This is a genomic window from Bifidobacterium sp. LCP19S3_E9 (assembly GCF_052121135.1).
Lineage (GTDB): Bacteria > Actinomycetota > Actinomycetes > Actinomycetales > Bifidobacteriaceae > Bifidobacterium > Bifidobacterium thermacidophilum.
Genome location: NZ_JBQKEV010000012.1, coordinates 49,467 through 75,106 on the forward strand (window position 1 = coordinate 49,467; position 25,640 = coordinate 75,106).

The window sequence follows — 25,640 nt, forward strand, 5'->3', positions numbered from 1 at the left end:
TGGAGAAGCTGCGGCTTTACTCATAACTAGTGAACAAGGCCGGACATGCCATATGGGGCCGGCCGTGAGTCAGGCAAGGAGTGATTATGGCTGATACCAATAATGGTTGGGAAAACCAGGCCGACCAGCCGCAGGACGACGTCCAGCGGACCGCGCCGCTGCCCCCAACCGACCATACGACAGACAACGAAACGGGCTGGAACGCGGGCCAGAACGCGGCAGATACCGCGCAACATAGCGATGAGCAACCGACAGCGTACACCCCGGCGCCGGAATACGGAGCATACGGCCCGGTCCCAACGCAGCCCGCCCAGCAGACGCCGGAGACCCAGCAGATTCCGCCGCAACACCAGCAGAATCCGTACGGCGCCTACTACGGAGGGTATTACGGTGACAATGCGAACAACGTCAACAATGCGAACGCCCAGCAGCCCGTCGGCTCGCCTGTGAACGGCGAAGCGTCGAACGCGCCGCAGGCCAACGGTCCGCAGGCCCCGGCGTTCCCGCCACAAGGCCCGCAAGATCCGAATCGTCCGCAGGATCCGGGTGCCATGCCTCCGGTGGGCCCGAACGGACGCCCGGCAGCGCACAAGACCGCGAACAACGTGGTCGTCGCCGTCGTCGCGGCACTGGTCGCGGCGGTCCTGTGCCTCGGCATCGGCTATGCGGCCATCACCAACGGCTGGGTCACCGTCCCGACCGCCAGCTCGCTCAGCGGCGTGTCCTCGAACACGTCCGGCTCGGGCAGCACCAACAGCAAGACCACCAGCACCGACTGGACTACGGTCGAGAAGAAGGTTTCGGCATCCGTGGTATCCATCCAGTCGACCATCAGCGGCGGTGTCGCCAAGGGCTCCGGTGCGATTGTGGATACCAAGGGCTATATCGTTACCAATAACCACGTGATTTCCGGCGCTTCCGACATCCAGGTAACCCTCGCCAACGGGGATATCTACTCTGCGAAGGTTGTCGGCACCGACAGCACCACTGATCTGGCGGTTATCAAGCTCGACAACCCGCCGAGCGACCTGACCGCGGTAAGCTTCGCCGATTCCGACAAGCTGGCCGTCGGCGAGTCCATCATGGCGATTGGCAACCCGCTCGGCTACGAGAACACCGCCACCACCGGCATCGTGTCCGCCATCAACCGTCCGGTGTCCGTGACCGACGACAACAACAACGAGGTCGTCACCAACGCGGTGCAGATCGACGCGGCCATCAACCCCGGCAACTCCGGCGGCCCGACCTTCAACGCGGCCGGTGAGGTCATCGGCATCAACTCCTCGATCGCCACGGCGTCCTCCAGCTCCTCGAGCTCCGATTCCAGCGGTTCGATCGGCATCGGCTTCGCCATCCCGTCCAACGTGGTTAAGACCATCTCCGACGAAATCATCAAGGATGGCAAGGCGACGCACGTCGTACTCGGCGTGACCGTCAAGAGCGCGACTGTGGAAGCCGACGGCGTAACCCGCGGCGGCGCCGAAATCACCTCCTCCGGAACCAACTCCGCAGTCACCTCCGGCAGCGCGGCGGACAAGGCCGGCTTGAAGTCTGGTGACACCATCGTCGCCTTCAACGGCAATGCAGTGACCAACAGCTACTCGTTGCTCGGCTACGTGCGGGCTGCGACGTTGAACGAGAAAGTGACACTCACCATCGTGCGCGACGGCAAGACGATGGATGTGGACGTGACCCTCGACCAGGCAGAAACCGCCACGAGCTCCAATAGCTCGAACGGTTCTGGCAGCAGCAACGGCAATAGCGGCAACAGCGGGAACGGCGACGGCAGCGGCAGCAATGGAAGCGGCAACGGTTCCAACGATGACGGCGGCGGCGTGTTCGATCCGTTCGGCCTGTGGTAAATCCCACGGTCTGCGGAAAGCTGCTGACTGCGGGGAAACCCACGGTTTGCGGAAAACCCGCTGACTAGGCGCCCCGGATAACGAAGACCCGGTACGGACTTACGAGTCCTGCCGGGTCTTTCGTTTGCGCGTGTGTTTGTGGGTTGTGCTGGTGTGTTTGTGGGTTGTGCTGGTGCGCGCGCTCGTACTCCCGCCGTAACCGGGTTAGCAGTTACCCAAACTGGTTACGCTGGGAGGCGTGTGAGCGTAACTGGTTTGTGTGTGGGGGGGCTGGGAGGGTGACTACAGGATGACCATTGCTTGGGCGCTCGCCGGCTCGTCGTAGTGGATCATCAGATTGAAATCAGCCTGTCGGATTGGCAGCTGGTAGGCGTCCACCAGCGTTTCGCCGTAGGGCTCGTCAATCCACGGGTCGTCAACCAGCAGCGTGCCGTCGGCCAGTTCGCCGGTCACAGTCACCCAATGCGGGCAGGTTACCCCGTGCATGACATGCTCGTCAATCAGTGCCAGTGCCACATGCCCGCCATCCAACCGCCGCGCGACATTCGTTGCGGTGAACGACGCGATATCGATGGGAATGCCGATTTTCCGCGCCTCAGCAGCAAAATGCTCCTGCACGTCGCGTGACATCGCGGCATCGATCATACCCATCGCGCCATCCGCCGGATTGAGCACCGGCCCGGTTTTGGAAACGACGATGCGTGGATTCTCACCGCGTTTCGCCGCACTCAACGCCAGGCCATATGGTTCGCATGCCACGGCGATTGTCGCCTCGCGCCAGATATGCAGCTCGTCCACCCGGTTCGCCGTCATCTGCGGATGCAGCCGGTGCATCGCGTTGAGCAGCGAAACCGGACCGCAGGTGAATTCCGTGGTCTGGCGGTAGTGGTCATGCTCGCCCAGCACACGCCAGGATTGCCCGTCGTATGTCATCATTGCCTGTTCGGCATAGACTCCCGGCTCTGTTTTGACTGTGATCGTGTGCGAATCATGAATCGCGTGCAGTGCCGCATATTCGACAAGCCCATTCCGCAGGCGTTCGCAACCGCTGAACGCACACAGCTTCTCTTGGGCGGTGTGAGGGCGGTGAAATCCCAGTAGGAATGCGGTGTCGTGGCCGTCGTTCGCCGTGTACACCGTGCGCTCCAGTGCGCCCTGCGCCTGGACCAGTGCGGCGCGCGTGGTTTCCGGCAGTTTGAGATAGATTGAGCGGATATCGTCACACGCCTTGGGACTGGCAGCGCAGATTGTGCCCATGTGTTCGGTTTCGCGGGGAATATCTTGCGTCCGGCCGCTTACCGATTGCGGAACGGCAATCGCGCGGTACTGTACACTTGCGTCGCCGGACGCAGTTGAACGGTCGCTTGTGGCCTGCTGATGTGGGTCTGGTCCGGTGGTCATCGGGATTCCTTTGCTGCGGCGGAGTTGGCGGTGCGGTTGGCATTGGCGACGGTCGCAGTGCCGGCAGTGGCCGTGGTGTCGGTGGCGGCTGCAGCGTTGGTGGCGTCGGCGTTCACGGTGCTACCTTCGCGGGTTATATCAGCAGTATCAGCTGTATTTGCCGTGTCGAGGGGCAGCGCCCGCGGCACTGAGGCGATGAGCTTGCGTGTGTATTCGTGTTTCGGATGATTCATGACTTCGGCGGTGGCGCCCTCTTCGATGATCCGGCCGTCGACCATGACCGCGATCCGGTCAGCGATACGACGAACGGTGTCAAGGTCGTGCGAAATGAACAGAATCGCCAGATCTGTGTGTTCCCGCAGCGAAAGCAGGGTTTCGAGCACATGCCGTTGCACATTCGCGTCCAGCGCGGTCACCGCTTCATCGGCCACCAGCAGTTTCGGCTGCGGCGCAAGGGCGCGCGCGATGGCCACACGTTGGCATTGCCCGCCGGACAAGGTGCCCGGTTTGCGGTCCAGATACTCGGTTTCCAGCCCGACAACATCCAATAGCCGGCGGATATGCGTGTCATCGGCTGTCTCCCCGGACGCGTGCAGCGCCTCGGCAAGCGTCTGCCGGACCGTCATCGTCGGATTCAACGACTGATACGGGTTCTGGAACACGAGTTGCGCCACATGCATCGACCAGCCGGTCGTGCCGCCCTTGCCGTCCGCATACCGCACATCGCCGGAATCCGGGCGTTCCAGATGGACCAGGCAGCGCGCGATCGTGGACTTGCCGGAACCGGAGGCGCCCACCAGACCGAGGATTTCGCCGGCATGCACCTCGAATGAAACGTCGTCGACCGCAGGTCGGGGAGCGCCGGCGAAACGCTTCACCAGATGTTCGGCCCGGACCACGGTCTTGCCGATGGCTGGACGTGCTGTTTCGCCGATGCCGGTGTGGGCGGCAAGCAGTTCGCGCGTATACGCGGTTCGCGGGTGCCGGATGATATCATCGCGACTCCCCGTTTCGACCACCCTGCCGTCGCGGAACACCACCAGATGGTCGGCGCGCTGTGCGGCAAGTGCCAAATCATGCGTGATTAGCACAAGCGTCAGCTGGCGTTCATCGCGCAAACTGCCCAGCAAATCCAAGACGCCGCTTTGCATCTGCGCGTCCAACGCGGTGGTCGGCTCGTCGGCGATCAGGACTTGCGGTTTCGGTGCGAGTGCGGCGGCGATAGCCACACGCTGGCGCATACCGCCTGACAGCTCATGCGGGTAGCGGTCGGCGATACCAGCGTCAAGCCCTACATCCGTCAGCAGCTGGCGCGCGCGATTGCGACGCTCGGCACGGGAGCCGCTGCGCATACCGGCGGCAATCTGGGTTCCGCACGTATGCAGCGGGTCAAGCGAGGAGAACGGGTCCTGCGGAAGCCACACAATCGCGCCGCCGCGCAACGCACGCCATGAGCGCTCGCCGCCAGCCAAATCCACGGTGTCGTCAAGTAGGCTGTATAAACCCTGTACAGTCGCATATCGCGGCAGCAGGCCGGCGAGGGCTTTCGCGGTCAACGATTTGCCCGAGCCGGATTCGCCGACGATTGCCGTGGTATCGCCGCGCGGAATATCCAAATCGACGCCGTGCAACAGTTCAGTGTCGCCGATGCGCACCTTGAGACCACGAAGCGTGATGGCGGGGTTCCGCGGATTCTGGCCTTGCTTCGAGGTCGATTGCAGGCTGTTGTTCATGATGCTCATCGTTCACCCCTATCCGCACGAGCGGTGATCCAGTCACCCACGATGTTCATTGCTACCGAGACCACGATGATTGCGATGCCTGGCGCGATTGCGGTCATCGGATTGTTGAACAGCTGGTCGCGCGCATCCGAAAGCTGTCGGCCCCAATCGGCGGCCTGTGGGGAGATGCCGAGGCCGAGGAACGACAGCGACGACAACGATACCAGCGCATTGCTCATGTCGAGGAACATGGCTGCCCCGACCACCGGCCGGATCACCGGGAATACGTGGCGTGCGAGGATATGCGCCGGGCTGAGTTCCAACAGTCGCGCGGCATCGAGGAACGGGTCGTGCAGGTGCGAGAGCGCGGCGGACCGCACCAGGCGGATTTCGTAGGGCGCGTACAGCAGCATGAACACGAGCACGTTCACCCAGTAGCCGCCGCCAATCAGACCGGCGAGCACAATGGCGAGCAGCAGCGTCGGCAGGGAAAGCATGAGTTCCACTACGCGGGAGATCAGCCAATCCACCCAGCCGCCCGTATATGCGGCGAGCAGGCCGAATACGAGGCCGATCGCCATCGCGCCGACGGCGATCACTACCGGGCCGGCGATGGCTGTGCGGGCGCCGGCGATGGTCAGCATGAATACGTCACGGCCCAGCGCGTCAGTACCCCATATGTGGCCATCCGTGCCGGCAGGAACGGTACCGAGCACGATATCTTGCTTCAACGCCTGCGAATTGAACGATGGAATCAAGCCGATAACAGCGGTGGCCAGAAGAATCAGTGTGGCGATCAGCATGGCCCACGAGCCGCTCATCGCGCGGCGGATGCGGGCGGGCAGCGGTAGCAGTCGCGGGTGCCGTGGTGCTGTGGCGGGTTGCAGTGTTGCGGGCTGGGATGCCGGTTGAGGCACTGACACCTGCGGGTCCTGCGGGGTTTGACCCGGTGCCGAAGTTTGTGTCGTATCGGACATCACGCCTCACCCTCCTTGTTCGTCGGCGTGTCTGCGGAATTACGGTGTCCGCCATTCGGACGCAACCGTGGATCAACCAGCGCATACAACGCGTCGATGATTGCCGTCGTCACACAGATGACGGTCGCCAGCAGCAGCGTCACCGCCTGCACGACCGGAATATCCTTGAACGTCACCGATTCCTGCAGCAACGTGCCCAACCCGCCAATCGAGAAGGTCGTTTCCACGATCACCGTGCCGGAAATCAGCGAGGCGATCAGCAAGCCCGACGACGTCATAATCGGCAACGCCGCATTGCGCAACTGCCAGCGGGTAATTGTGCCGCGGGGAACGCCGCGCGACTGGGCGAACAACGTGTAATCTGACTCCACTTGTTCGAGCAGCGAAGCGCGCGACACCTTGATTACCGCGGCGAATAAGCCGACCGCAAGCGTGATCGCCGGCAACAGCAGATGCGGCAAGGCGTCGGCGAAACTCCCGTCGCCCAGCCCGTACACGGGGAACCAGCCCAGCTTGACCGCGAACACGTACAGTAACAGCAGGCCGACCGCGAAACTCGGTGCGCTCAGCCCGACGACGGCCAGCGCGGTGATCAGCCCGTCACGCCATGTGCCATGTCGTTTTGCGGCGACCACACCAAGCGGCAAGCCGATGAGTAGCGCAATCGCGAGAGCCAGCAAGGCCAACGTCAACGTGACCCATGCGCGCTGCCCGATCATCTGAGACACCGGCAGTTGCGTGCGGATTGACGTGCCGAAATCCCCGTGAACCGCGTTGCTGAGCCAGATCATGTACTGCTTCCACAACGGTTCGTCAAGGTGATACTGGTGGCGGATCGCCGCAAGCTGTGCAGCGCTGACTTTTTTCGCGCCGGCCAATGTGCGTGCCGGGTCGCTGTTCGTCAGGTACAGCAGACCGAACGTGACCAGCGACAGCACGAATAGCAGAATCACCAGATTGGCGAGGCGTCTGCCTATGAACTTCGCGACTTTCACAAATCCGCCTTTCGTCATATACGCATCTGGGCTGGGCCCGCCGAAGCGCCGGTGTGCCGGTGCGATGCGAACGGCTTGTCGCCCGTGATGGAATCCGCCACGGGCGACAAGACGTCAATCGCCGGACTGCTCGATCGCAGGGGCCTGCGGATGCGGATGCCAGTATCAGGCTACGCGTTCTTGCTGAAATCCGCTGCCCAATTCGTGCCGAGCCAATACGTGCCGATTTTCGCGAGCTTCACGCCCTTTGCCGTGGCGACCACCGACTTGCCCCAGTAAATCGGCGAGTAGATGTCCTCGTCCAGTGCGGTGGTGGTGCTCTTGAGCACGAGCGCCAGCTTGTCGGACTCCTGATCCAGCGTGCCGACTTTCTCGGTTTCCGCTGCGACTTCGGCGTTGTTCCAGTTTGCCGGGTTCGTGCCGGAACCGCCCGCCGCGAGCAGCCAGGACGTGATTTCGTTCGGCTGCGGGGTGGTCGGGTTGTAAATCATCCAGCCGACGCCCTGCTTGCCGTTGCCGATTTCGCTCAGCCACTGCTCAAGCGGGATTTCCTTCACGTTGAGCGTAATGCCTAGACTCTTGAGATTCTGCGCGATGGCGAGCGACGCCTTGCCAACCTGCGCGTAGCCGGTCGGGTAGGTGAGTGTCGCGGTGAAGCCGTTCGGTTTGGAAGACTGCTTGAGTTCGGACTTCGCTTTCTTCAGGTCGTAGCTGATGGCGGGAAGCTTGGCTGTCTGCTTGGACGCCTTGCTCGCATCGTTGTCGGTCCAGCCGGCGAGCTGCTCCGGGGAATCGATGCCCGTGGCGACCTCGCCGTAGCCCTTGAGAATGCCGGAAACAATGGATTTCTTGTCCACCGCGTACGAGACGGCCTTACGCACGTGGATGTCGTTGAACGGAGCGACATTCGGGTCGAAAGTCAGACCGTAGTAGGAGCGGTCGGAATACGCGGTGGTCGAGCCGCCGTTCGTCTTCCACTGGGCGACACTCGTCACCGGCACGTTGAACGACACGTCAACCTTGCCGCTGGTGAACGCCAGCTGACGGGTTGAATCCTCGGTCACGAAATCGATGCGGACCGTCTGCGGACCATTGTTCTTGCCCCAATAATCCTTGAACTTCGTGAGCGTCACATGGCTGGACGGGTCGAATTCGGTGACTTTGTACGGGCCGGTGCCGACGATGAGCTTCTTGGATGAGCCGTAATTCGAGCCCGCCGAATCAAAGAACTTCTTCGACGTGACGAACAGGCCGGCCACATTGGATACCTGGATCGGGAAATCGCTGTGCGGGCTGGACAGGGTGATGGTGATCTGGTTGTCGCCAGTCTTCTCGGCGGACTGCACATAATCAGGCCAATACACCGACAGGCCCGGTGATTTCTTCGAATCGCGGGCCACGTTGATCGCGTACACGATGTCGTCGGCGGTCAGCGTGCTGCCGTCGTGCAACTTCACGTTCTTGCGCAACGTGAACACCCACGACTTGTTGTCGCTGGACTTCCAGGACGTGGCGAGCGCCGGGATGACCTTGCCTGTGCCATCGACGCCGGTAAGACCCTCCTGATAGAGGGCCGCCAGCTGGTAGTTCGCACTGCCGGCCTCCTGATTGACGCTCAGGGTGCTGACCGCCGATGAGATGGCGACCGTCAGCGTGTTGGGGTCGCCCGACGATTTGGCCGTGTTGGAGCCGCAACCGGCGAGCGTGAGGGTGAGGGCGGCGATGGCCGCGATGAATATTACGAATGTCGACCGATTGATGCGGCCGGAGCGGTGTGTGTGACCCATAATCGTATCCGTTCTCCCGTGTCTTGTGCCTGTTCGCTCGAAGCGCTGTTCTGCATGCAGGATGTGTTGCGCTTTCCAAAGTATTCCTGTCTCGCATAACGAGGAAATTACCGGCACGCGCGATGTGCGGCGGTATGGCGGCGGTCTCGCGCTTGCTATAAGTAATTCGTATCGCTGGGGACGGTCGATTTAGCATACCAGACGACACGCCGGTGCGGGGGCTTCTGTCGGCGGCGGAAGGCGGGGTGTGTCGTGGGGAATTTCGGGAGTGATGCGCGGGTCGTGTGTGTTCCGGCATACGTAAGTCGACGGATATCGGCTGATGTCTCGGTTCGGGCGGTGGGTTTGTCGTTGTGAGTGTGCGTGGACATACGCGAGGTGGCAGATGCCGGGAGATACCTCAGCCCGGACGGCGGGCCTGTCATCGTGCGTATGTGCGGGCATACGTAACTTCCCGGATGCCTCCGGTGGTCCTAGTGTCGGCTGTCTATCTTGCCGGTTGCGTATGTCTTGGCATGCGTACCTGTCCGGATATGTGATGTCTAGCGCTCGCCGCCGCGCCTATCAGCACTCTGCTCCGCCTCGGCGATTGTGTCGCACAGCAACCGAATCCCCGGCACAATCTGCCGAGAATCAGGCCGAACGAAATTCAACCGGATATGACTGCTGTCATCCTCATCGACCGCGAACATGTCGCCGGGCATGAACGTCACTCCCGCGTGCCGCGCGTCATCCAGCAACCGCGCGGCCCGTAAGCCATCCGGCAGCCGCGCCCACAGGTAGTAGCCGCCCAGCGGCGTGTTCCAGCGCATCCCGTCCGGTGCGTACCGGCGCAAGGCATCGAGCATCAGGTCGCGCCGATGCCCGTAGATTTCGCACAATCGCCCGATATGCCGCCCGATACGCCCACTGCTGAGCAGCTCCATGCAAATCAGCTGCGATGACGAGCTCGTGTGCTGGTCGATCATCCGCCGCAGTGCTGCAATCCGCGCGATGACATGGCTGTCAGCCACCAGCCAGCCGGTTCGCAGCCCCGGTGTCACTGTCTTTGAAAACGTTGACAGGTAAATCACGTATCCCGCGTTTTCCATGCCTTTGAGCGGTGTCAGCTCGCGGGGACGCTGGGAGGGCGCGCCACTTGCGTTGCCTGCGCCACTTGCGTTGCCAGGGATGCTTGCGATGCCGGCGTTCCCGGTACTGCCGATCCCGCCGATTCCGCCGTGGCCTCCCGCATCCATTGCCCCGTCGGTGCGCCCGCTGTAGCACAGTTCGCCATACGGGTCATCCTCGATGACCAGGCATTGATAGCGCATCGCGGTTTCGACGATTTCGCGCCGTCGACGCAACGGCATGGTCGCGCCGCTCGGGTTCTGGAAGGTCGGAATGGTGAAGATCAGTTTCGGATGGAATCGTTTGCAATACCCGTCGAGCAGGTCGGTGCGCATGCCGTGTTCGTCGATCGGCACGCCGATCACCCGCGCGTCCGCGGATCGAAAAGCTTGCAACGCGGGGAAAAACGTGGATTGTTCGACCAGTACGCAGTCGCCGGGATTCACGAATGCGCGCACACACAAATCCAGCCCCTGCTCGGCGCCGGACAGCACCATCACGTTGTCGGCGTCGCAACGCACGCCGCGTTGCGTCATGTGGTCGGCGAGCAGTTCGCGCAGCTGGGGGAACCCTTCGATGGGGGATTCCTGCGTGCTGTGGAAATCCGTCGATTCGAACGCGCGAATGCTGACGCTGCGTAGCAGATTATCGGGGATATCCGCCGGATTCTGCGAGCCGGTCGCGAAATCGATGGCGTCGGGCGCTTGCTGTGCCTGGTCGGCGGCGGCGATGTCATGATAGGTGAAGCGGTTCGAATAATCGCTGAACAGAATCTGCCACGGCGGCGCGCCACCTTGACGGTCATCGCTCGCGCACACGAAAGTGCCGCGCCCCACGTGCGAGGCGATCAGGCCTTCTGATTTCAGTTGTTGGTAGGCTTGCAGGACGGTCGCGCGGTTGACGCCGAGCCGTTCAGCGAGCTCGCGTTCGGGTGGAAGCTTGTAGTTCGCGGCGAGCGCGCCGGAGACGATGTCCTCACGCAGGGCGTTGACCAACTGCCGGTACAGTGGGACGCTGCTGTGGCGGTTCAGTGTGATTGGCATCGGCGGCGACCCTCCTTCCGGTTGTCGGGTTCTGGCTGTTGGTTGTTGGCTTTCAGTTTCCGGCGTGATGTCTTGCGCGACATTTTAGCTGGGACTGGCGGTGCGCGGTGCCGCGTGAACGGCAGGCGGACGGTGGGGGGACGGCAGCCACCCGTGCATCAGGCATCGCCGGAAATCCCAGCATTCCTTCCACAGTGCGTCAGGCGCGGTGTGCGGCGACGGCTCCAGTTTCCACGACCAGTACATCCACCCCGCGGCCTGCCCGAAACAGTCGAGCTGCATGCGCGTGACATGCGCGAACCGGCGGCGTTGCGCGTCATCGAACTGGTCAAGGTCCATTTCGCCGGGGTCAAGGTTCTTCGCCCACTCGTTCTCCACGCACCATTCGCCGACCAGCACCGGCACCACGCGCTGCATGCTGCGGATTCGCCGCCGCTGCCAGTGCAGGAACAGCCGGTACGCCCACGGACTGTGCACCCGGGCGATCCGCTCTGCCGCCGACAAGTATACGTGCGCGTCCACATACACGTTCGTCATCTGGTTACGTTTGAAGAAATCTCGCCACAGACCGAACCGGAACCCGTCATGGAACACGATTGCCTTATCGTCCGACAGGTAGCGCCGCAATCGTTTGTAGGTCGCGCGGTAATACTGCCGCAGGAAACTCATCGGTACGTAGCTGGAGTACCGTTTGTCTTTCGGATTGCGCGCCACCAGTTTCTTGCGGTTGGAGAAGAACACCGGCCAGCTGACCGGCTCGTTGATGACTTCGATGCCGAATAGGGCGGGATCATGCCCGTAGCGGTGGGCGAGCCCTTCCAGCACGGTGATGGCTTTTTCCACGTTCTGCGGTTTCTTATGCCAGGTGACTGCGCCAATCAGCCCGGAACTGTCGAAGCCGTTCTGCCCGCCCGGCGCGGTATGCAGGTCGAGCAGCACGCGCAGATGATACGTACGCGCCCACGCCATCGCCTTGTCCACGTAGCGCCACGCGCCGCCCAGCGGCGGCTCAGATTCGAACACGGTGTACGGCACCGGTAGACGCACCAGGTTCATGCCGCAGGCGGCGATTTCGCGGAAATCCCGTTCGGTGATGTACGTGTCGCGATGATGCCGGATGCGTTGTGCGAGTTGGTCTTTCGGGGCGACCGTCGCGAGCGTGTCTTCGTCTTCTGCCGGATAGCCTTCGAACAGCGCCGGTTCCATCCACTTCTCCAGAACCAGCCAGTTGCCGAGATTCACGCCGCGAATCGGGGCGAGGCCGCCAGGCTCGGCACCTGTGTCCGCAGTAGCGGTGCGCCAAGGCAGAGGTAACCGTTGCAGAGATAATCGCTTCATCGCAGGCTCCTGTCTTTTTCCTCACTGTAATACACAAGTCGTCGCGAAAACGCGCGATAATAGGCGATATCAGCGATTGACGAAACTCAACAACCGGCGAATCGGCCAAGGACGGGCAAGATGGCGGAACAGCAGACAGAACAACGCATCGAATCGAATACCGAACCGCAGACCGGCAGCGACAGCCGGATATCAGCCTCAACCGGAACTATCGTCCCAACCGCCCCAACCGTCAGCATCATCGTGCCGGTCTACAATGCCGCCGGCGCGCTGCGACGCTGCATCGACAGCATCCTTGGGCAGGAATACCGCGATTTCGAGCTCATTGCGCTTGACGACGGCAGTCATGATGATTCGCCCGCGATCCTCGACGAATACGCCGCCAAAGATCCGCGCGTCCGTGTCATCCACAAGCCCAACAGCGGCGTGTCCGACACACGCAACCAGGGCATGGCGCTCGCCCGCGGCACCTACATCCAGTTCCTTGACGCCGACGACTGGATCACCGAAGACGCCACCAAACTGCTGGTGCGCGCCGCGGAACACAGCGGGGCCGACATGGTCATCGCCGATTTCTACCGTGTGGTCGGCGAGGGCACGTCCCGCAAGGGCGGACTGACGGGCATCGACCGCGTGATTTCGCGCGAGGAGTATGCGGACGAACTGCTCAAGGATCCCGCGGATTTCTACTTCGGGGTGTTGTGGAACAAACTGTACCGGCGTGACATCATCCGTGGCCATCAGGTGAGTATGGACACGAGTGTCAGCTGGTGTGAGGATTTCATTTTCAACCTCGACTACATGGTGTATGCGGCGAGCGTGTACCCGGTTCACGTGCCGATGTACTACTACGTGAAAACCGAGGGGTCGCTCGTCAACCATGCGATGAAACTGTCGGAAACCGTGCGGATCAAGCGCTATGTGTTCGACTATTACACCGAGTTCTTCCGTCAGGTGTACGACGAGGATACGTTCGCGCGCAAGCGGGCCAGCATCTACCGGTATCTGATCGCGTGGGCGTCGGATGGTTCGGCGAATCCCGCTCTGCCCAGCACCAAGCGGCTTGGCGAGGAGCGGCTTCCCTTGATTGTGCCCGATGGCATGCGTGACAATCCTTTCATCGCGGCACATCTGGCATCTCGGATACTGGACCGATATTTGGAACGTATCGCTACGCAGTTCGGTATGGATCTTGGCGAAGTGCGGGTCATCGTGTTCCTGCATTATGGCGGTGATACCGCTGATTTCAAGGCCTTGCAGGATTATCTCGACGCCGGGCGCGTGTCGGTGACACGTCTTGCCGAGACCTTGGCGCTGAAGGGATACGTGGACTCCAGTCTCACGCGCAAAGGCGCGAAGCTCGAACTGACAGCGAAAGCCGAGCCTGTCGAGAGGATGATTGACCAGGCGGCCGCGGACTTCGAACGGCTTGCCATGGGCGGGCTGCAGGCCGGCGAGACGCTGATTGCGGAAATCCGAGACGCTGCAGCGCGTGGCGAGGCCGAAACCCGGGAGGCGGTGGATACCGCGCGACGGGCGGCTGATGTCGGGAACGATGATGTAGATGCGGCGCTTGATGCGGCTGCCGCCCTTGGCACAACTGGTGCAGCCGGTGCCGTGGTCGCTGGCCGCGATCGCGCATCCGATGGCGCATCCGATGGTGGGGCCGCGGAGTGACAGCGTGGCGGTTTGTGTGTGATGTTGCACAGGATGATGCGCTCATTAATCCGTGATTCTGCCGACGCAATGTTGCGTATGTCTGGACATACGCAAACCGACAGATACCGGGAGATTCCGCTGTTCTCCCATGCCTTCCGTCCGGTTGCGTATGTCATCGCATACATAAGCAGACGGAAGGCGCGGAAGAAGCGGCAGCCTGACTCCTATATGCCCCAGCGCCCCGCAGCCCTATAGCGACAGGAACAACTCGTGCACACGCGTGTCGTCGGTGAGTTCCGGGTGGAACGCGGTGGCGAGAATGTTGCCTTGCCGCAGACCGACCACATGCCCGTCCACTTCCGTCTCGACAGTGGCTTTCGGGCCAACATGCGCGACATACGGACCGCGGATGAACACGAGCGGCAGGTCGTGGATGTCCCCGAACGAGCCGACAGTCTGGAAGCTGCCCAGCTGTCGGCCGTACGCGTTGCGATGCACAACCGCATCAAGCTCGCCGAAGTAGACGTTGTCGTCGTTGTCGAGTTTGCTGGCGAGCAGAATCATGCCCGCGCACGTTCCGAGCACCGGCTTGCCTGCGTCGATATGCTGTTTGATCGGTTCAAACAACCCGGTCGAGTGCAGCAGCTTGCCTTGCGTGGTGCTTTCCCCGCCGGGCAGGATCACGCGGCTGATGGAGTCGTCGAAATCCTCGGCCGCCCTGAGTAGACGCCAGGATGCGCCCAGTTTGTCAAGGGTTGCCGCATGTTCGGCGAACGCCCCCTGGACGGCGAGGATACCGGTGACGTCGTGCGTCTGGTCGCCGCCCTGCTCCTTTTCGATGTACTGGACCGCTACAACCATAGGGTCCTCCTCTCTTTCATGCTCTCTTCGGCATCTCTGAGCGCGTATCTTGTCGCGCCGTTGTCGCGCCGCTGTCGCGCCAGCCCGTGTCTCACCCGGCTGCGAGCCGACACAGGCGAAGCGCGTCGGCGCCGGCCCGTACTACGCCCGGATCACTCTCCGCGAGCAGCCATGATGGTCTTGATTTCGTCCTCGTTGATGCCGACCATGGCCTCGCCCAGGTTTTCGCTCAGGCGGGCGAGCAGGTCCGCGTCCTGCCAGTTGGCGGTCGCCTGCACGATGGCGGCGGCGCGCTTGGCCGGATCGCCGGACTTGAAGATGCCGGAGCCGACGAACACGCCTTCAGCGCCCAACTCCATCATGAGGGCCGCGTCTGCCGGGGTCGCCACGCCACCGGCCGCGAAGTTCACGACGGGCAGACGGCCGTTGTCATGCACGTACTTGGCCAGATCGTAGGGAACTTCCAGCTTCTTGGCGGCTTCGAAGATTTCGTCGTCGCGCAGTGCCTGCAGTTCGTGGATTTGGCGGTTCATCGTACGCATGTGGCGCACGGCCTGGATGACATCGCCGGTGCCGGGCTCGCCCTTGGTGCGGATCATCGCGGCACCTTCGGCGATGCGTCGCAGCGCCTCGCCCAGGTTCTTCGCGCCGCATACGAACGGCACCTTGAACTGGGTCTTGTCGATGTGGTACACGTCATCGGCGGGGGAGAGCACCTCGGACTCGTCGATGTAGTCGATATCGATGGCTTGCAGGATGCGCGCCTCAGCGATATGCCCGATGCGCACTTTCGCCATCACCGGGATGGTGACGGCCTCCTGGATGCCCTTGATCATGGCCGGGTCGCTCATGCGGGAGACGCCGCCTGCCGCGCGGATGTCCGCGGGGATACGCTCGAGCGCCATAACCGCGCACGCGCCGGCGTCTTGGGCGATTTTCGCCTGTTCCGGGGTGGTGACGTCCATGATGACGCCGCCTTTGAGCATCTGGGCGAGATTCCTGTTGAGTTCCGCACGGTTTTCTTCGGCCATGTCAATCCTTTCCGGTTCGGACGGGCGGGGCTGCCGAGGGTGTCGCGTGGTTGAACGCTCGCGAGTATTGCGAGTGTTGCGAATCTGCGATTTTCCGCGTTTTTCTCGCCCGTCATGAGTGATTACGCATCATTATGGCGGGCTGATTGTTTGAAATCCATTACGAAATCGATCCAATACGCGATTTTCTGACCCAGCCAATCTGCGGTTGGATTGGTTGGGTGTGCGGCGAGGGGCCGTCGGTGGGTGTGGGTGTGGTGTGTGGCGGATGGGGTGTGGCGTGCGCGGCGGGTGGTCGTTGGTGGATGTGTACCGGAGCAGTGATGACCTGTGGCTGGTGGCTGGCAGCCGGGAGCTGAGGTTAGTCAGGAGCAGTCGGCGACGTGCTAGTTGTGGCAGGCGTTGATCAGGGCGCGGTTGCATGTATTCGGATAGGCAAGATGCGAGGAGCCAGGTCAGTCCCCCGTCGTGTGAGGATTGGCTCACAAATCGGGTGGTTTGGGAGGCCGGAATCCACTGTGTTGGCCGTCCTGGTGCTGGGTTTGTGAGGATTGGTTCACAAATCGGGCGGTTGGGAAGCAGGAATCTGCTGTTTTACCGGCTCGTGTACCCGGTTTGTGAGGATTTGCTCACACAAGGGGTGGTCGGGAGGCCGGAATCCACTGTGTTGTCTGTCCTGGTGCTGGTTTTGTGAGGATTGGCTCACACAGTGAGGGTCGGATGCCCGGAATCAGCAGGCTGGCAGGTGCGGACGACGCGTTGTGTGAGGATTGGCTCACAAAGTGGGTGGTTGGGGTTGGTTCCGAGATGGTGTCCCGCACTCATGCGCTCGCTCTGCGTTTGCGTCCCACCCTCGCCCCCACCCCCGGTCCTCGCACCACGACACGCCCAGTCACTTACGAAGTTTCAGATTTTCCATTACGTTAAAACGATGCGTGTCACGAGACACTGCGGCTATTTTTGTAGATTTCGCCTTTCATTGATGCAACTTATGCATCTCGTTCATCAGGCATGTCGAGGAAAATCAACGGATTCGGGATTTCCCGGTCCGGGCTTCGCTGTCTGAATTCACGCCCGTTTCGGCAACAACCTCGCGCGGCAAACGCGGCGTTCATGCGCGCAAACCCGGTGATCGTGCCGAAACGATGAACAAGAAACAACAAAGAAGCAAAACGCAGCAAACAACGAGCAGCGTCAAGAGCTGAAAGAGAAGAAAGGACAACACGTGACTTCGACCATCAGACCTGGCCGTGTTCTTTTCGTGGCTGGATTCGCCACATTCCTTGCCACATTCAACGAAACATTCCTCAACGTGGCATTGAATCCCATCATGCGGGACATGTCGGTGAACGCCGGCGTTGTGCAATGGGTGACGACGGCATACATGCTCGCCGCCGCCGTGATGGTCCCGGTTGCGGGATTCCTGTACAAGAAAGTCCGCACGTCGCGTTTGATGGCGCTATCCCTGGTTCTGCTGGTCGCCGGCAGCATTTGCTAATGTGCGATAAAGAAGTAATAGAAGTGTAAAAAATTTTGCCGTTCCTATCCGGCACTTAGGGCTGTGTCGGATAGGTCAGGCGTTAGGCTTCCGGCAAGTCTATCTTGCCGACAAAGCTGTAATAAATCTCAATGTCCTGCCTGCGGGTGCCGTTCTCGTCATAGCTGCACTCATGCACGACGATTTTCTCAATCATTTCCCGCAAGAGGGTGGGGGTCAATTCTTCAAAAGCAAGGTGCTTTCTCACAATCCCCATGAATTTCTCGGCGTTGACGGTGGCGGCCTGCGACTTGGAAAGTTCCTCCTGCAAAGCGGCAGCCCGGTCTTTCAGTTCCCGCTGCTCCTGCTCATAGTCCGCCGACAGCTCCATGAAACGCTCGTCGCTGATTTTGCCGCTTACATTGTCCTCATACAGCCGCTTGATAATGCGGTTCACTTCGGCAATGCGTGTCTGGGCCTGTTCAAGCTGCTTCGTGGCTGCGGCGGTCTTTCTCTTGCCGCCGATTTCGTTCTGCTGGATGAGCAGCTTTACAAAGCGGCTCTCATGCCTGGCGGCGTATTCCGTCACTTGCCGGAGATTGGAAAGCCAAAAGCAGCGGCTTTTTTTACTCGGTATTACCGAAAAGTATAGAAAGCAGGATATGTCATCATTTGTCATTTCTTCTCAATGTAATAACTGCATGGCATATCAAGCCAAATACAAGAGAAAAACAGCCACCGCCAAATAGTGATGCTCCCCACCCTGCACCTGACATTGTCATAAAACCGCCAACAAAGAAAATACCAATGCCAAGAAATATACCAACACCATAAAAAAGTCCAATTGCCATATCGTACTTATTAAATTGTCGTTTCTCCTTTTTTTCATATGTTTCCATCTTTGTTATTACCTCCTTCGCAAAATCGTCCATGTTGACTCCAAAAAGAAAGCAAATTTTTTTCAACATGGCAGATTGTAAAATTTAAGTTGAACATTTTAGTGGACAGAAAAACCCATAAAGGTCTTTAATGGTGTCGTTACAACATTCCATTAGAAAGAAGGACCTTTATGGGCACCACTATCTTATCATTTTCAGACCGCATTGTCATCGAAACGCTTCGTCATGAAAAGCGATCTCTTCGATATATCGCTGATTACCTGGGCTTTAGTAAGACTACTATCTTTAATGAAATTCACCGGTTAAAGGGTGAATACCATGCGACTAGTGCGCAAGCCGACCACGAAACTAAACTTAGTTATCGTGGTCGTAAATGCTCATTAACGGCTAACCTCAAGCGACTAATCGAAGACAAGATCAAGATTCAGAAATGGTCAATTGAACAAGTAGCCCATGTGGTTAGGATCGCCTACAAGACTATCTATAACTGGGTCGATCAAGGACTTCTAGATATTCGGATGACTGATTTACCTGACCATGGTATTCGTCGTAAGCGTGCTAAAGAAACCCGTGGGACTTTCAGTCATGGTCGTTCGATTGAAGATCGTCCAGCTGAAGCTTCTGATCGTAATATTGCAGGCCATTTTGAAGCTGATACAGTTTTATCTGGCAAGCGCAAAGGTCAAGCAGTAGCCACGTTTGTCGAACGCAAGAGTCGCCTTACTATCGTTAAACGGCTTGGTGGACGAGATAGCACTTCAATGACTAAGGCTATCCTTGAGTTAGCTAATCAATTAGGAACTAATCTCAAGACACTGACGGTTGATCACGGGAAAGAGTTCGCCAACTACCAATCAATTGAGAAAAATACCGGCGTGCCGTTGTACTTTGCCCATGCTTATTCTCCGCATGAACGTGGTAGTAATGAGAATCGTAATCGAGTGTTACGGCGATTTATTCCTAAGGGTCAGCCAATTGAAGAGATTAGTGATGATGAATTGATTCAGATTAACTGGTATCTGAATTCACGGCCACTCAAATGTTTGAACTGGCGAACTCCAATTGAGATCTTTTTGCTTAATCTGCGTCATTAAATTTGTTCAAGTTATTTATTGCAATCTACCGTTTTTATTTTTCCATTAAACTGTTTATCAATTCAAGTGTGGGTGTTGTTTGCATTAGTTTAGGAACATTAGCAGTTATCCATTCAATATCTTTATTCCACCATGCCAGATTTTCTAATGCTTGAATAACTTCCGGTTCAAATCTTGGTCCGATGAGTTGAATTGGATTGCCACCGACAATTGTATATGGAGCGACGTCTTTTGTTACAACACTATTTGCTCCGATAATGGCACCGTCACCTATTTTTACGCCTGGTAGGACGGTCACATTTTGCCCAAACCACACGTCATTTCCGACTACAGTATCACCTTTCAACGGCAAATCAGTCAGTTCAGGAGTGTATTGTTGCCAATCGCCACCTAAAATATTAAATGGATAAGTCGAAATACCTTTCATTACGTGGTTGGCACCGTTCATGATAAATTCAATGCCACTGGCGATAGAACAAAATTTACCGATGATTAATTTGTCGCCTAGAAATTCATAGTGATGGGTAACGTGTTTCTCAAAATCGGTGGGATTTACTGGGTCATCATAATAGGTGTAGTCCCCAATTTCAATATTGGGACTTTTGATCACGTTCTTGATAAAGACAACCTCTTTGATGGCTGAGTTAGGATAGATTGCATTTGCGTCAGGTATAGTCATGTTAGTACCTCCGAATTGAGTTATTTAATTTTAATTATAGTCTAGAAGATTGGGTCCTAAATTTCAAGAATAAGTTAGCCACTGGACTCAAATAAATAATACTGACCAATTGATTATTGGTTGATGGAGCTGTGATATCTCTTGGTAGAAGGCCTTACGATAGATATCCATTGACGAATGTCCATTAAACATAGCTCGTGGATAGTGATTCATCCAATCATTAGTCGCTATGATCTGAGCACTACTATAGTTATTTATAGCTTCACCTTTGGTAATCTCCTTGCGGAGAAACCGGTTATTGATCTCATTGGATCCACGTTCCCAAGGGGAATACGGATCAGCATAGAAAACATGATCGTGAACTTGTGTTAACTCACTAAATTCTGAACCGTTGTCAGAGGTTATTGTCTTAAAGATGCGATAGTAAGCATCTGTGCCCATTTTCTGGCGTAAATTTATAAAGAACTGATTTACTGCATGCGCAGTTTTACCAGCAATTTTACTCGTGATATTAACTCGTGAAAGGCGATCAGTCATTACTAGTACAACACTGTCATTACCGTTTTTCTGTCCCTGAACTGTATCTAGTTCCCAATGGCCAATTTCGGACCGTTGGTCCGCAGTTTGAGGTCGTTGAGCAATATTAGGCCCTAAGCACCTTTTAGCTTGCGGATGAGTTCGATGATGCTTACGTTTAGGTTTTTCAAAGAGGTCTAAATTGGACGTACGAAGCACACCCTCATTAATCCATGATTCCAGTCCAAAAGTTGATATCATTAGTCATGAGGAATATATCCTTTCTAAGACAACTGAGTGGTTATGGGGATAACTTAAGACAGTTGTCTTTTTCATTTTTAAATTAATGGTATAGCAAGTAACAAAAAACGGTAAAGATAAGAAATCATCTTATCCTTACCGAATATCATAGAGCCAAATAAAAAAGGCCAATAGGGTATACCCTAATGACCTTTTTTGATCTATCAGCTGACGTCAACTTTCATCTGGTAAAAAGCCGTGTTCGACAATCAATAACTGGCGTGCCATCGTCTCAACCACGGACTGCAGATCTTCAAACTTGCGATAATGGCCACTGGCAATGAGTCTGGTGGTGACCGCCGTTTGTTGGGCGATTAAGGCAGAAACTACACCGAAAACGTCATCGACTGACAGGCCCTCACGACGAGGCAGCTGTTCAATTTTCTCGCGAAAAATGCGATCGGTTTCAGCGGATATGGCAGTTGTTTCTTGCTGCACTTGTTGTCGCAACGGTTCGGGAAAATGCGGTAAATCAGCATAGGCTTGCATCATCAAGCGGTATTCAGCTGGGAATTTGAATTGTAGTTTCAACTCATACTTAACTGCAGTGGTCATCATGGCAGCCAAGCCAGGGGCATTCTGCCACTTTTTGGGGTCCATGTGATCATAAATTCGATGATAGGCATATTTGAAAGCGTCAAGATACAGCGCTTGTTTATTGCCAAAATAATGGAAGAGCAAGCCCTTAGATACTTGTGCTTGGTTGGCAATCTGATCGGTTTTGCTCTTGATGAAGCCTTGCTGGCCGAAAATTTCCGTCGCTGTTTTGAGGATTCGGGTGACCTTTTCAGGATCTGTCACAACATTTTTCATAGGCTCAAATCCTGACGGCGATAACCAGCAATGCCAAGAATAAATAATACTATAGCGCTAACAACCATCACGATTAGCCATGTTTGATCAACGTTTTCAACCGGTACATTGGCAATCCAGCCAAAAGGTGTGAAGTTGCCTGCGTGTTTTGGCAAATCAAACAATCCCCGGAAAATTTGAACGATCAGACCGGCTCCCATATACAGCCAGAATAGACTGCTTAAGCGTGGCCACAGACCGACTAGTGCGATGCCAAGGGCGATAAACGATATCACAGCCGGAACGCTAGCCACGAATAGGCGACCGAGGTACTTGAGCGGCAACGGGTGACTGAGAACAGTGTTCCCAGTGAAGAACAAGGCCAGCAGCCCAGCAGAAAGGACGAACACGCCTGCCAGCAGACCAAAGCAATAGTAGCTGACACTGATCGTGGTTCGCGTTGGCTTTTCGGCATGAATGACGCTCAAGTAACCAAGGTTGTCATCGCGTTTGAGTCGGAATGCCACTTGGACGCCAGCAGTCACGGCTAATGCGACGAAAATGCCGAGATACATGCCTAAGAATGACAGGACCATGGTCTGATTGGCAGCGTTGATTTGGCCAACATCTAGTATTTTACGATAAAGCGGATTCGTTTTAAGAATGTCGCCAACGCCGCCGAGCACACTACCCATGACGCCGCCAAACACCACGGCGCCGATTAACCACCCAGCAAATAATCCGCGCTCAGTTCGCCACAGTAAGGCAGGGATCGAGCGAAGCCAGCCGGCAGCTTTGGCTCGGCCGGTGCGTTCAGCAATAATCCCGGCGCCCAGATCGCGGTTGCGGGCAATCATGGTGGCGCTGGCCGCAAGCAGAATGCTGACCAGTAAGGCCAAACCTAAAGCCCAGACGTTGTTATCAGTATAGAAGTTTGCTTTTTCGAACCAACCAATTGGTGATAACCACGTCAGATTTTGATGCTGGATATCGGTGACCAGCCGAACCAAATAAGCGGCAGTCAGCACCATGTAGCTCAACATATTGGCTGTACGTGTGTTATTGGTTAGTTGCGCGAATAGCAACGCAATGGCTCCGAATAGCAAGTTGGCGATCACCATCCCCAGTGAAAACAGGAAGTCACCGTACAAGTCAGTACCACCCATGTTGACAGCGGCCAACGAGACAAAATAGAGGATACCCATTATGGCACTGTCGATGAGAAGCTCAAGCGAAGCGGCGGTGATGGCAGCCGTTCGCCCAACATTGCGAGCGCGAACCATTTCGAGCAAGCCACTTTCTTCTTGACCGCGGGTGTTGCGAATCATCAGCGGCATAACCCATAAGGCCTGCAAAATAATCATGAAGACGACCATCACACCAGCAAACACAATCGCTGTGTTATACGTGTCCACCTTTGGCATCGCGCCAAACATTGCCGCCATGCCCGGCGCTTGCAGCATTTTGACAATCTCTTTAGAGCCCGAGGCCCCGCCTGCAAAGGCTGCTTCCAATTTGCCAGCACCACTGGCAATCATCATGATCAAAATGACAAGCCAGATGAGTGAAAATTTTAGATTTTGTTTGAGGTTTGCCCGAAGCAGATAACCTGCGTTCCGATTACTGTGCCGCATGAGTCTCACCTTGCTTTCCATAATAACGCAGGAATAAATCTTCCAGCGTTGGCGGCGTTGATTGCATGTCGACCACGGTGTTGGCGGCCAGTGTGGTCATGATGGTGCCAAGCGCGTCTCGATCAGCGGTGAAAACCGCCTTGGTGTGCTCGGAATCGCGATAAGTGAGGTCGTGAACGCCAGCTTGCTTTGCCAAAGCAGTCATTGGGGTAGCGGTGGTGACTTCAATTTTGATCCGCGATAGATGCCGTAATTGATCAAGATTGCCGCTCTCAATCACACTACCATCACGGATGATAACAATTGAATCACACATTCGCTCGACTTCGGACAAAATGTGGCTTGATAGCAGCACACTTTTACCGGCTCTTTTCAGTTTTAAAACTTCTTGCTGGAAAGTCTGTTCATTTAATGGATCAAGCCCAGAAGTGGGTTCATCAAAAATATACAAATCGGCATCTTGCGACAACGCAGCAATTAACGCTACTTTTTGACGATTGCCTTTTGAATAGGTACGAGCTTTTTTCTTCGGATCAAATTCAAAGGCCTTGATTAGTTCATCGGTCTTTTGATTATGCTGGCGGCCATTTAAACGTAGCAATAGGTCGATAATTTCGCCGCCAGAAAGATTTGGCCATAAATAAACGTCCCCAGGAATATAGGCGATGCGTGGATGAATCGCCGCATCATCCCGCCAGGCATCTTTGCCGAAGACGGTCACTGAGCCGCCACTCTTTTTTAATAAGCCTAAAATAACTCGAATGGTCGTGGATTTGCCGGCCCCATTAGGTCCTAGAAAACCCAGAACCTGACCGGGTGCCAACGTGAAACTGACATCTTTTAATGCGGCAAACTTGCCAAAGTTTTTTTGAAGATGGTCAAGTTCGATAATAGCTGTTGTCATTTTTGTCATCCTCCTTAAGGTCAAACTTGAAACACGTTTTAATATGTCGGTATCTGATCAACCTTTTCGCCTACAGTATAGTCGCGATTGGCTGACGAGTCAACGAATTATTGACTCGTCAGTCAATTTTTTTGTGACGCCGGATTTACAATGTAAGTGCAACACCTAAATAACTAGACCAAAAAGGCCATGAAGCCTTAAACTTATAAGTGACAAAACCAATAGGCAGATTGTAAAATTTAAGTTGAACATTTTAGTGGACAGAAAAACCCATAAAGGTCTTTAATGGTGTCGTTACAACATTCCATTAGAAAGAAGGACCTTTATGGGCACCACTATCTTATCATTTTCAGACCGCATTGTCATCGAAACGCTTCGTCATGAAAAGCGATCTCTTCGATATATCGCTGATTACCTGGGCTTTAGTAAGACTACTATCTTTAATGAAATTCACCGGTTAAAGGGTGAATACCATGCGACTAGTGCGCAAGCCGACCACGAAACTAAACTTAGTTATCGTGGTCGTAAATGCTCATTAACGGCTAACCTCAAGCGACTAATCGAAGACAAGATCAAGATTCAGAAATGGTCAATTGAACAAGTAGCCCATGTGGTTAGGATCGCCTACAAGACTATCTATAACTGGGTCGATCAAGGACTTCTAGATATTCGGATGACTGATTTACCTGACCATGGTATTCGTCGTAAGCGTGCTAAAGAAACCCGTGGGACTTTCAGTCATGGTCGTTCGATTGAAGATCGTCCAGCTGAAGCTTCTGATCGTAATATTGCAGGCCATTTTGAAGCTGATACAGTTTTATCTGGCAAGCGCAAAGGTCAAGCAGTAGCCACGTTTGTCGAACGCAAGAGTCGCCTTACTATCGTTAAACGGCTTGGTGGACGAGATAGCACTTCAATGACTAAGGCTATCCTTGAGTTAGCTAATCAATTAGGAACTAATCTCAAGACACTGACGGTTGATCACGGGAAAGAGTTCGCCAACTACCAATCAATTGAGAAAAATACCGGCGTGCCGTTGTACTTTGCCCATGCTTATTCTCCGCATGAACGTGGTAGTAATGAGAATCGTAATCGAGTGTTACGGCGATTTATTCCTAAGGGTCAGCCAATTGAAGAGATTAGTGATGATGAATTGATTCAGATTAACTGGTATCTGAATTCACGGCCACTCAAATGTTTGAACTGGCGAACTCCAATTGAGATCTTTTTGCTTAATCTGCGTCATTAAATTTGTTCAAGTTATTTATTGCAATCTACCACATATTTAAATCGGGTTCATTAACATCTCTCTCCCAATTCGATAGTGCCTGCCGGGTAACATTCAATTCCCCGGCTAGTTCTTCCTGTGTCATTCCCAATTGTGTTCGCAGATGACGTATTTGCTTTCCTGTTGTAATATTCGTCTGTTCCTGGTTCAAAATAGTTTCTCGGCCTATAGGAACTAAACGTGGTGTTTATGATGCCGGTCAGGCCAAGTGGCTGTAGGCGTGTCGGCGTGCGTTTAACGTGACGTGTCGTTAAAAAGGCCGTCCGAGTGCC

The 25,640-nt window shown here is 56.1% G+C and carries 22 protein-coding genes; 5 read left to right on the plus strand and 17 right to left on the minus strand.

Features of this window, described 5'->3' with window-relative positions; genetic code table 11:
• Nucleotides 1–86 precede the first annotated feature (86 nt).
• The gene (locus tag ACTQYB_RS07115) at nucleotides 87–1,862 is read left to right on the plus strand and encodes a trypsin-like peptidase domain-containing protein (protein ID WP_441482283.1); all 1,776 of its coding nucleotides are present in this window, start codon (nucleotides 87–89) and stop codon (nucleotides 1,860–1,862) included.
• Between the two features lie 282 nt (nucleotides 1,863–2,144).
• Here the strand turns inward: ACTQYB_RS07115 and ACTQYB_RS07120 are convergent, their stop codons facing one another.
• The 7 genes from ACTQYB_RS07120 to ACTQYB_RS07150 all read right to left on the minus strand — a co-directional run bounded on the left by ACTQYB_RS07120 (nucleotide 2,145) and on the right by ACTQYB_RS07150 (nucleotide 12,234).
• Nucleotides 2,145–3,263 carry a peptidase C39 family protein gene (locus ACTQYB_RS07120; RefSeq protein WP_441482282.1) on the minus strand — a complete coding sequence of 373 codons (1,119 nt, stop codon included), beginning with the start codon at nucleotides 3,261–3,263 and terminating at the stop codon, nucleotides 2,145–2,147.
• Nucleotides 3,260–5,005 (minus strand): ABC transporter ATP-binding protein, encoded by a 1,746-nt coding sequence (locus tag ACTQYB_RS07125; RefSeq protein WP_441482281.1) that lies wholly within the window; start codon nucleotides 5,003–5,005, stop codon nucleotides 3,260–3,262. Before ACTQYB_RS07125 ends, ACTQYB_RS07120 begins: the two co-directional genes overlap by 4 nt.
• On the minus strand, nucleotides 5,002–5,961 hold the full coding sequence (locus ACTQYB_RS07130) for an ABC transporter permease (protein ID WP_321047048.1): 960 nt from the start codon (nucleotides 5,959–5,961) through the stop codon (nucleotides 5,002–5,004). Before ACTQYB_RS07130 ends, ACTQYB_RS07125 begins: the two co-directional genes overlap by 4 nt.
• Complete coding sequence (locus ACTQYB_RS07135) at nucleotides 5,961–6,974, minus strand: ABC transporter permease (protein ID WP_015449596.1); 1,014 nt, start codon at nucleotides 6,972–6,974, stop codon at nucleotides 5,961–5,963. The genes ACTQYB_RS07130 and ACTQYB_RS07135 overlap by 1 nt, the downstream gene beginning before the upstream one ends.
• 152 nt (nucleotides 6,975–7,126) lie before the next feature.
• A complete protein-coding gene (locus tag ACTQYB_RS07140) occupies nucleotides 7,127–8,743 on the minus strand; it encodes an ABC transporter substrate-binding protein (RefSeq protein ID WP_033507516.1) in 1,617 nt (538 codons plus the stop codon).
• 542 nt (nucleotides 8,744–9,285) lie between these two features.
• Nucleotides 9,286–10,896 (minus strand): aminotransferase-like domain-containing protein, encoded by a 1,611-nt coding sequence (locus ACTQYB_RS07145; protein ID WP_441482280.1) that lies wholly within the window; start codon nucleotides 10,894–10,896, stop codon nucleotides 9,286–9,288.
• 84 nt (nucleotides 10,897–10,980) lie between these two features.
• A complete protein-coding gene (locus ACTQYB_RS07150) occupies nucleotides 10,981–12,234 on the minus strand; it encodes a glycoside hydrolase family 5 protein (RefSeq protein ID WP_441482279.1) in 1,254 nt (417 codons plus the stop codon).
• Between the two features lie 120 nt (nucleotides 12,235–12,354).
• Between ACTQYB_RS07150 and ACTQYB_RS07155 the strand changes: the two genes are divergently transcribed.
• Nucleotides 12,355–13,911: a glycosyltransferase gene (locus ACTQYB_RS07155; RefSeq protein WP_441482278.1), complete on the plus strand. Its 1,557-nt coding sequence runs from the start codon at nucleotides 12,355–12,357 to the stop codon at nucleotides 13,909–13,911.
• 231 nt (nucleotides 13,912–14,142) lie between these two features.
• Here the strand turns inward: ACTQYB_RS07155 and pdxT are convergent, their stop codons facing one another.
• Nucleotides 14,143–14,754, minus strand: a complete 612-nt coding sequence (gene pdxT / locus ACTQYB_RS07160; RefSeq protein ID WP_101451607.1) for a pyridoxal 5'-phosphate synthase glutaminase subunit PdxT — start codon at nucleotides 14,752–14,754, stop codon at nucleotides 14,143–14,145.
• Nucleotides 14,755–14,906: 152 nt separating this feature from the next.
• A complete protein-coding gene (gene pdxS / locus ACTQYB_RS07165) occupies nucleotides 14,907–15,785 on the minus strand; it encodes a pyridoxal 5'-phosphate synthase lyase subunit PdxS (protein WP_015449602.1) in 879 nt (292 codons plus the stop codon).
• A 1,225-nt stretch (nucleotides 15,786–17,010) separates the two neighbouring features.
• On the opposite strand from pdxS, the gene ACTQYB_RS07170 reads away from it, so the two are divergent.
• Nucleotides 17,011–17,283, plus strand: a complete 273-nt coding sequence (locus ACTQYB_RS07170; protein WP_278767838.1) for an MFS transporter — start codon at nucleotides 17,011–17,013, stop codon at nucleotides 17,281–17,283.
• Between the two features lie 82 nt (nucleotides 17,284–17,365).
• On the opposite strand, the gene ACTQYB_RS07175 is transcribed toward ACTQYB_RS07170, so the two are convergent.
• The gene (locus ACTQYB_RS07175; RefSeq protein ID WP_441399480.1) at nucleotides 17,366–17,941 is read right to left on the minus strand and encodes a DUF4368 domain-containing protein; all 576 of its coding nucleotides are present in this window, start codon (nucleotides 17,939–17,941) and stop codon (nucleotides 17,366–17,368) included.
• Nucleotides 17,931–18,161 carry a hypothetical protein gene (locus tag ACTQYB_RS07180; RefSeq protein WP_022789466.1) on the minus strand — a complete coding sequence of 77 codons (231 nt, stop codon included), beginning with the start codon at nucleotides 18,159–18,161 and terminating at the stop codon, nucleotides 17,931–17,933. The genes ACTQYB_RS07175 and ACTQYB_RS07180 overlap by 11 nt, the downstream gene beginning before the upstream one ends.
• Before the next feature lie 170 nt (nucleotides 18,162–18,331).
• Here ACTQYB_RS07180 and ACTQYB_RS07185 point away from each other — a divergent pair, with 170 nt between their 5' ends.
• Complete coding sequence (locus ACTQYB_RS07185; RefSeq protein ID WP_003709292.1) at nucleotides 18,332–19,255, plus strand: IS30 family transposase; 924 nt, start codon at nucleotides 18,332–18,334, stop codon at nucleotides 19,253–19,255.
• Between the two features lie 34 nt (nucleotides 19,256–19,289).
• Here the strand turns inward: ACTQYB_RS07185 and vat(E) are convergent, their stop codons facing one another.
• The 5 genes from vat(E) to ACTQYB_RS07210 form a co-directional block, all read right to left on the minus strand.
• Nucleotides 19,290–19,934 carry a streptogramin A O-acetyltransferase Vat(E) gene (gene vat(E) / locus ACTQYB_RS07190; protein ID WP_002328813.1) on the minus strand — a complete coding sequence of 215 codons (645 nt, stop codon included), beginning with the start codon at nucleotides 19,932–19,934 and terminating at the stop codon, nucleotides 19,290–19,292.
• Nucleotides 19,935–20,021: 87 nt separating this feature from the next.
• Complete coding sequence (locus tag ACTQYB_RS07195; protein ID WP_441401717.1) at nucleotides 20,022–20,711, minus strand: IS30 family transposase; 690 nt, start codon at nucleotides 20,709–20,711, stop codon at nucleotides 20,022–20,024.
• Between the two features lie 213 nt (nucleotides 20,712–20,924).
• A complete protein-coding gene (locus tag ACTQYB_RS07200) occupies nucleotides 20,925–21,551 on the minus strand; it encodes a TetR/AcrR family transcriptional regulator (RefSeq protein ID WP_441396758.1) in 627 nt (208 codons plus the stop codon).
• A gap of 8 nt (nucleotides 21,552–21,559) precedes the next feature.
• Nucleotides 21,560–23,176, minus strand: coding sequence for an ABC transporter permease (locus tag ACTQYB_RS07205; RefSeq protein ID WP_013085964.1), 1,617 nt, complete (start codon nucleotides 23,174–23,176; stop codon nucleotides 21,560–21,562).
• The gene (locus ACTQYB_RS07210; protein WP_441482277.1) at nucleotides 23,163–24,089 is read right to left on the minus strand and encodes an ABC transporter ATP-binding protein; all 927 of its coding nucleotides are present in this window, start codon (nucleotides 24,087–24,089) and stop codon (nucleotides 23,163–23,165) included. Before ACTQYB_RS07210 ends, ACTQYB_RS07205 begins: the two co-directional genes overlap by 14 nt.
• A 316-nt stretch (nucleotides 24,090–24,405) precedes the next feature.
• On the opposite strand from ACTQYB_RS07210, the gene ACTQYB_RS07215 reads away from it, so the two are divergent.
• The gene (locus tag ACTQYB_RS07215) at nucleotides 24,406–25,329 is read left to right on the plus strand and encodes an IS30 family transposase (protein ID WP_003709292.1); all 924 of its coding nucleotides are present in this window, start codon (nucleotides 24,406–24,408) and stop codon (nucleotides 25,327–25,329) included.
• A 25-nt stretch (nucleotides 25,330–25,354) separates the two neighbouring features.
• Here ACTQYB_RS07215 and ACTQYB_RS07220 read toward each other — a convergent pair whose 3' ends face one another.
• Entirely contained in the window at nucleotides 25,355–25,519 is a 165-nt protein-coding gene (locus ACTQYB_RS07220) for a helix-turn-helix domain-containing protein (protein WP_441401237.1), read from the minus strand.
• Nucleotides 25,520–25,640 lie beyond the last annotated feature (121 nt).

Excerpts from the sequence above, each read along its gene's own strand:
- ACTQYB_RS07140 (WP_033507516.1), bottom strand. The coding sequence starts at position 8,743 with ATGGGTCACACACACCGCTCCGGCCGCATCAATCGGTCGACATTCGTA.
- ACTQYB_RS07205 (WP_013085964.1), bottom strand. The coding sequence starts at position 23,176 with ATGCGGCACAGTAATCGGAACGCAGGTTATCTGCTTCGGGCAAACCTC.
- ACTQYB_RS07185 (WP_003709292.1), top strand. The coding sequence starts at position 18,332 with ATGGGCACCACTATCTTATCATTTTCAGACCGCATTGTCATCGAAACG.
- ACTQYB_RS07155 (WP_441482278.1), top strand. The coding sequence starts at position 12,355 with ATGGCGGAACAGCAGACAGAACAACGCATCGAATCGAATACCGAACCG.
- pdxT (WP_101451607.1), bottom strand. The coding sequence starts at position 14,754 with ATGGTTGTAGCGGTCCAGTACATCGAAAAGGAGCAGGGCGGCGACCAG.
- ACTQYB_RS07130 (WP_321047048.1), bottom strand. The coding sequence starts at position 5,961 with ATGTCCGATACGACACAAACTTCGGCACCGGGTCAAACCCCGCAGGAC.
- ACTQYB_RS07115 (WP_441482283.1), top strand. The coding sequence starts at position 87 with ATGGCTGATACCAATAATGGTTGGGAAAACCAGGCCGACCAGCCGCAG.
- ACTQYB_RS07120 (WP_441482282.1), bottom strand. The coding sequence starts at position 3,263 with ATGACCACCGGACCAGACCCACATCAGCAGGCCACAAGCGACCGTTCA.
- ACTQYB_RS07210 (WP_441482277.1), bottom strand. The coding sequence starts at position 24,089 with ATGACAAAAATGACAACAGCTATTATCGAACTTGACCATCTTCAAAAA.
- ACTQYB_RS07180 (WP_022789466.1), bottom strand. The coding sequence starts at position 18,161 with ATGGAAACATATGAAAAAAAGGAGAAACGACAATTTAATAAGTACGAT.
- ACTQYB_RS07150 (WP_441482279.1), bottom strand. The coding sequence starts at position 12,234 with ATGAAGCGATTATCTCTGCAACGGTTACCTCTGCCTTGGCGCACCGCT.
- ACTQYB_RS07125 (WP_441482281.1), bottom strand. The coding sequence starts at position 5,005 with ATGAGCATCATGAACAACAGCCTGCAATCGACCTCGAAGCAAGGCCAG.
- ACTQYB_RS07215 (WP_003709292.1), top strand. The coding sequence starts at position 24,406 with ATGGGCACCACTATCTTATCATTTTCAGACCGCATTGTCATCGAAACG.
- ACTQYB_RS07135 (WP_015449596.1), bottom strand. The coding sequence starts at position 6,974 with ATGACGAAAGGCGGATTTGTGAAAGTCGCGAAGTTCATAGGCAGACGC.
- pdxS (WP_015449602.1), bottom strand. The coding sequence starts at position 15,785 with ATGGCCGAAGAAAACCGTGCGGAACTCAACAGGAATCTCGCCCAGATG.
- ACTQYB_RS07145 (WP_441482280.1), bottom strand. The coding sequence starts at position 10,896 with ATGCCAATCACACTGAACCGCCACAGCAGCGTCCCACTGTACCGGCAG.
- ACTQYB_RS07175 (WP_441399480.1), bottom strand. The coding sequence starts at position 17,941 with ATGACAAATGATGACATATCCTGCTTTCTATACTTTTCGGTAATACCG.
- ACTQYB_RS07195 (WP_441401717.1), bottom strand. The coding sequence starts at position 20,711 with ATGATATCAACTTTTGGACTGGAATCATGGATTAATGAGGGTGTGCTT.